The 4382-nt window shown below is 72.0% G+C and carries 1 protein-coding gene; it reads left to right on the top strand.

Annotated elements, in window-relative coordinates:
- Nucleotides 1-4382, top strand: a 4382-nt coding sequence (locus LO762_RS32160) for a condensation domain-containing protein (protein ID WP_230620127.1), incomplete at both ends; no start/stop codon positions are given.

Raw genomic sequence — 4382 nt, 5'->3', positions numbered from 1 at the left:
CCTCACCCCTGCGGCATCTGTCCGTCGGCGGTGAGGCGCTGCCCGCCGAACTCGGCCGCCGCCTACAGAACGTCCACGGCGTGAACGTGTGGAACACCTACGGGCCCACCGAAGCAGCCGTGGACGCCACCGGAACCAGCCTCGCCAACGTGGACCTCACCCACGTCCCCGTCGTGCCGATCGGCGGCCCGGTCGCGAACGTGCGGGCGGTCGTACTGGATTCCTGGCTACGACCGACCGCGCCCGGCGTCGTCGGCGAACTGTACCTGGGCGGCGTGCAACTCGCCGACGGCTACGTGGGCCGTCCCGGCCTGACCGCCGAACGATTCATCGCCGACGACTCAGGCCAACGCCTCTACCGCACCGGAGACCTCGTCGCCTGGAACGAGCGCGGACAGCTCGAATTCCTGGGCCGCGTAGACGACCAGGTCAAGATTCGCGGATTCCGCATCGAACTCGACGAGATCCGCAACGTCCTCGAAAACCACAAAGACGTCTCAGCCGCAGCCGTCATCGCACTCGACCACCCCGCAGGCGGCAAATACCTCGCCGCCTACACCATCACCTCAGCACCGGAAGAAGCACTGCGCGCCCACGCCGAAGCGCGACTCCCGGAATACATGGTCCCCACAACGTTCACGCGGCTAGACGCCCTACCGGTGACCGCGAACGGCAAACTCGACCGGCGCGCCCTGCCGACCCCGAACCTCGGGAACACCGCCGGACGAGCACCGGAAACCCACACCGAGCGGATCTTGGCCGAGGTGTTCCAAGACGTCCTCCAGATCCCCTCGGTATCGGTGGACGACGACTTCTTCCGCCTCGGTGGTGACAGCATCCTGTCGATCCAGGTCGTGTCGCGGGCGCGCCGGGCCGGGGTGACGGTGACGGCCGCCGAGATGTTCACCGCCCGTACCGTCAGCGCGCTGGCGCGCGCGGCCGAGCAGCGCGACACCGCCGGGCCGCAGGTCCCCGCACTGGCCGAGCGGTCGGCGTCGGGCCTGTGGCCGATCGCCGCCGCCGAGGTCGATCTGCCGGGGTTCGGCGCGTTCACGCAGTCGTTCACCTTCGTCACCCCGCCCGGCCTGACCGAGCCGGTCCTGCACCGCGTCCTCGGGCGTGTGGTCGAGCACCACCCCGCGCTGCGCGGGCGGCTGGTCCGGGGCGACGGGCACGAGTGGCGCTTCGAGACCGGGCGGTTCGCCGCAGAGGCCGTCGCCCGGCAAACGTCCGTGGAAGCCGGTCAGACCGCTGCGGCATGGTCCGCGCCCGCGTGGCCGGAGCGGCTCCTATCCGTCACCGCTGAGCTTTCCGAGTCGCTGGACCTGGCGGCCGGGGTGCTGTGGCGCGCCCGCTGGTTCCCGGGCGACGCCGAGTCCGGCGGCAGGCTGCTGTGGGTGATCCACCACCTGGTGGTGGACGGCGTGTCCTGGCGCATCCTCGGCGACGACCTGGCGCACGCGTGGGAGCTGGAGACCGGCCGGACCGCCGAGCCGCTGACCCCGGTCGGGACGGGCGTGCCCACCTGGACGCACGCCCTCGCCGGGCGCTCGGCCGACGCCGACGTCACCGGCCAACTCGCCTACTGGTCCGACGTGGTCTCCGGCGACGACCCGCTGGTCGGCGCGCGCCCGCTCGACCCGACCCGGGACACCGAGGGGGCCGCCGGAACCGTCGAGGTGTCGGTGTCGGCGGACGTCACGCGGGCCGTCCTGACCGAGGTGCCGCGCCTGCTGTCGGCGGAGGTCGACGATGTCCTCCTCGGCGCGCTCACGATCGCGATCGGCGCGTGGCGTGCCCGGCGCGGTGTTGACCACCGGCGCGCCGTCGTGGGCCTTGAGGGGCACGGCCGTCAGGAGTCCCTCGTCCCCGGCGCGGACCTCTCCCGCACGGTCGGCTGGTTCACGAGCTGGTTCCCCGTCGCGCTGTCCAGCGCCGACGTCGACCCGACGCGGGCGCTGACCGACCCGCGGCTCGCCGCCGACGCGGTGCTCCGGGTCAAGGAGCAGCTCCGCCGGGTTCCCGACCGAGGCACCGGTTACGGCCTGCTGCGCCACCTCAACCCCGACACGGCCCCGGCCCTCGCCTCGGGCGGCGTCCCGCAGGTTGGCTTCAACTACCTGGGGCAGTTCCGCGCCGACGCGTCGGAGCAGGACGTCGCCTGGGACGCGGCGCCCGAGACCGGCGGCCTCGACGGGTACTCCCCCGCCGAACTGCCGCTGCCCGCCGTGATCGACATCAACGCCGCCGCCGTCCCCGGCGAAGACGGCCTCGTCCTGGACGGCACCGTCTCCTACGCCGCCGACGTCATCGGCGAGCAGGACGTCCGCGACCTCACCGAACTCTGGACCACAGCGCTCGCCGCCCTCAGCCGCTACGCCGACGAGGCGGCACACCCGCGCCGCTCGCCCTCGGACCTGACCGCCCCCGGCCTGGCCCAGGCCGACGTCGACACGTGGGAGGCACGCTACGGCGAACTGGCCGACGTGCAGCCGCTCACCGCCCTCCAACGCGGCATCACCTTCGAGACCCTGCTCGGCGCGGACGACGGCGCGGTCGACGTCTACGTCACCCAGACCGTCCTGCACCTCGACGGCGACATCGACCCCGACCGGCTCCAGATCGCCCTCGACCGGGTCCTCGAACGGTTCCCGCAGCTCAGGGCCGCGATCACCGCCACCGGCGCCGGGGAACTCGTCGCCGTCATCCCCGCGACGGCCACGACGCCGTTCACCACCGTCGACGCCGACACCCCGCTCGCCGAGGTGCTCGACCGCGACCGGGCCGAGCCGTTCGACCTGCGGACCGCGCCGCTCACCCGCGCGGTGCTGCTGACCCCCGAGCCCGGCCGACACACCCTCGTCTGGACGACGCACCACGTCCTGGCCGACGGATGGTCGAGCCCGAGGCTGGTCGAGGCGCTGCTCGACGCGTACCGGAACCCGTCCGCGCGGCCCGAGCCGGACCGCGTCTACCCGGCGTTCCTTGCGTGGCTGGCGGCCCGGGACGAACGCGCCTCGCTCGCGGTGTGGGAACAGGCGCTGGCGGCGGTGGACGAACCAACGCTCGTCGTCCCCGGCGCCTCCGTCACGTCAGCCGTGTTCCCCGACGAGTTCGAGGTCGTCGTCGGCCCGGAGACGCACGCCGCGTTGCAGCGGGTCGCGCAGTCCGCTGACGCCACGTTCAGCAGCCTGACGCAGGCGGCCTGGGGCGTCCTCCTCAACAGCGTCACCGGCCGGGAGACCGTTGTGTTCGGCACCGCCGTCTCCGGCCGCCCCGCCGAGGTCGACGGCATCGAGGACGCCGTCGGGCTGTTCATCAACACCGTCCCGACCCCCGTCACCGTCGTCGGCAACCCGACGCTCCGGGAGCTGATCGCCCAGGTCCAGGACCAGAACACCGCGCTGCTGGACCACCACCACGTGCCGCTCGCCGAAGTCCAGCGGGCCACCGGATTCAACCCGCTGTTCGACACCCTCGTCGTCTACGAGAACTACCCGGTTGACGAGGAGCAGTTGGCCGAGGCACAGCAGAGCACGGGGATCACACTCCGCGAGGTCGACGGGCGGGACGCCACCACCCACCCGCTCGCGCTCACCGTCACACCGGGCCCCGACTCGGCGATCCTCGAATTCTCCTACCGGCCCGACGTGCTGGACCGGGCGACGGTCGAGCGGTTCGCCGCGATGTTCGAGCGAGTGCTGGCGGCGATCGCCACGAACCCGGACGTCCGGGTGGCGGAACTGGCGCTGCTGCCTGTCGGCGACACGGTCGAGAGGACGGGCGCGCCGCTGGAGGTGCGGCCGCTCACCCTGGACGGGTTGATCCGGCAGCAGGTCGCCGCGACGCCGCACGGCATCGCGGTGGTCGGCGACGACGGTGTCCAGGTGACGTACGCGGCGTTCGACGCGCGGGTGAACGCGACGGCCCAGGCGCTGATCGAGCGCGGCGTCGAAATCGGCGACCGGGTCGCGGTGATCCTGCCGCGCTCGGTCGATCTGGTCGTGACCCTGGCGGCGATCGTGCGCGTGGGCGCGGCATTCGTGCCGATCGACACCTCGTACCCGGCCGGTCGAATCCAGACCATTCTGGAGGACGCCTCCCCCGCCCTCGTGATCGAAGAACCGTTGGAAGGCGTTCCGGGAGAACCGGTCTTGGCGCGGGCATTGTCCCCGCGCGATGTCGCGTATGTGATCTTCACATCCGGGACGACGGGTCGGCCCAAGGGCGTCGCGATTCCGCATCAGGCGATCGTCAACCTGATCGCCTGGCGACAGGAAACGTTCCCGATCACAGCGACAGAAAGGGTCCTGCAGAAGACGTCTGTTGGATTCGACGTCGCCGTTCCCGAATTCTTCTGGCCGCTCACCATCGGAGCCGCC

Origin of the sequence: Actinocorallia sp. API 0066 (genome assembly GCF_020991275.1) — a bacterium.
In the GTDB taxonomy this organism is placed as follows: Bacteria; Actinomycetota; Actinomycetes; order Streptosporangiales; family Streptosporangiaceae; genus Actinocorallia.
This window is presented reverse-complemented; position numbering and strand designations above follow the sequence as displayed.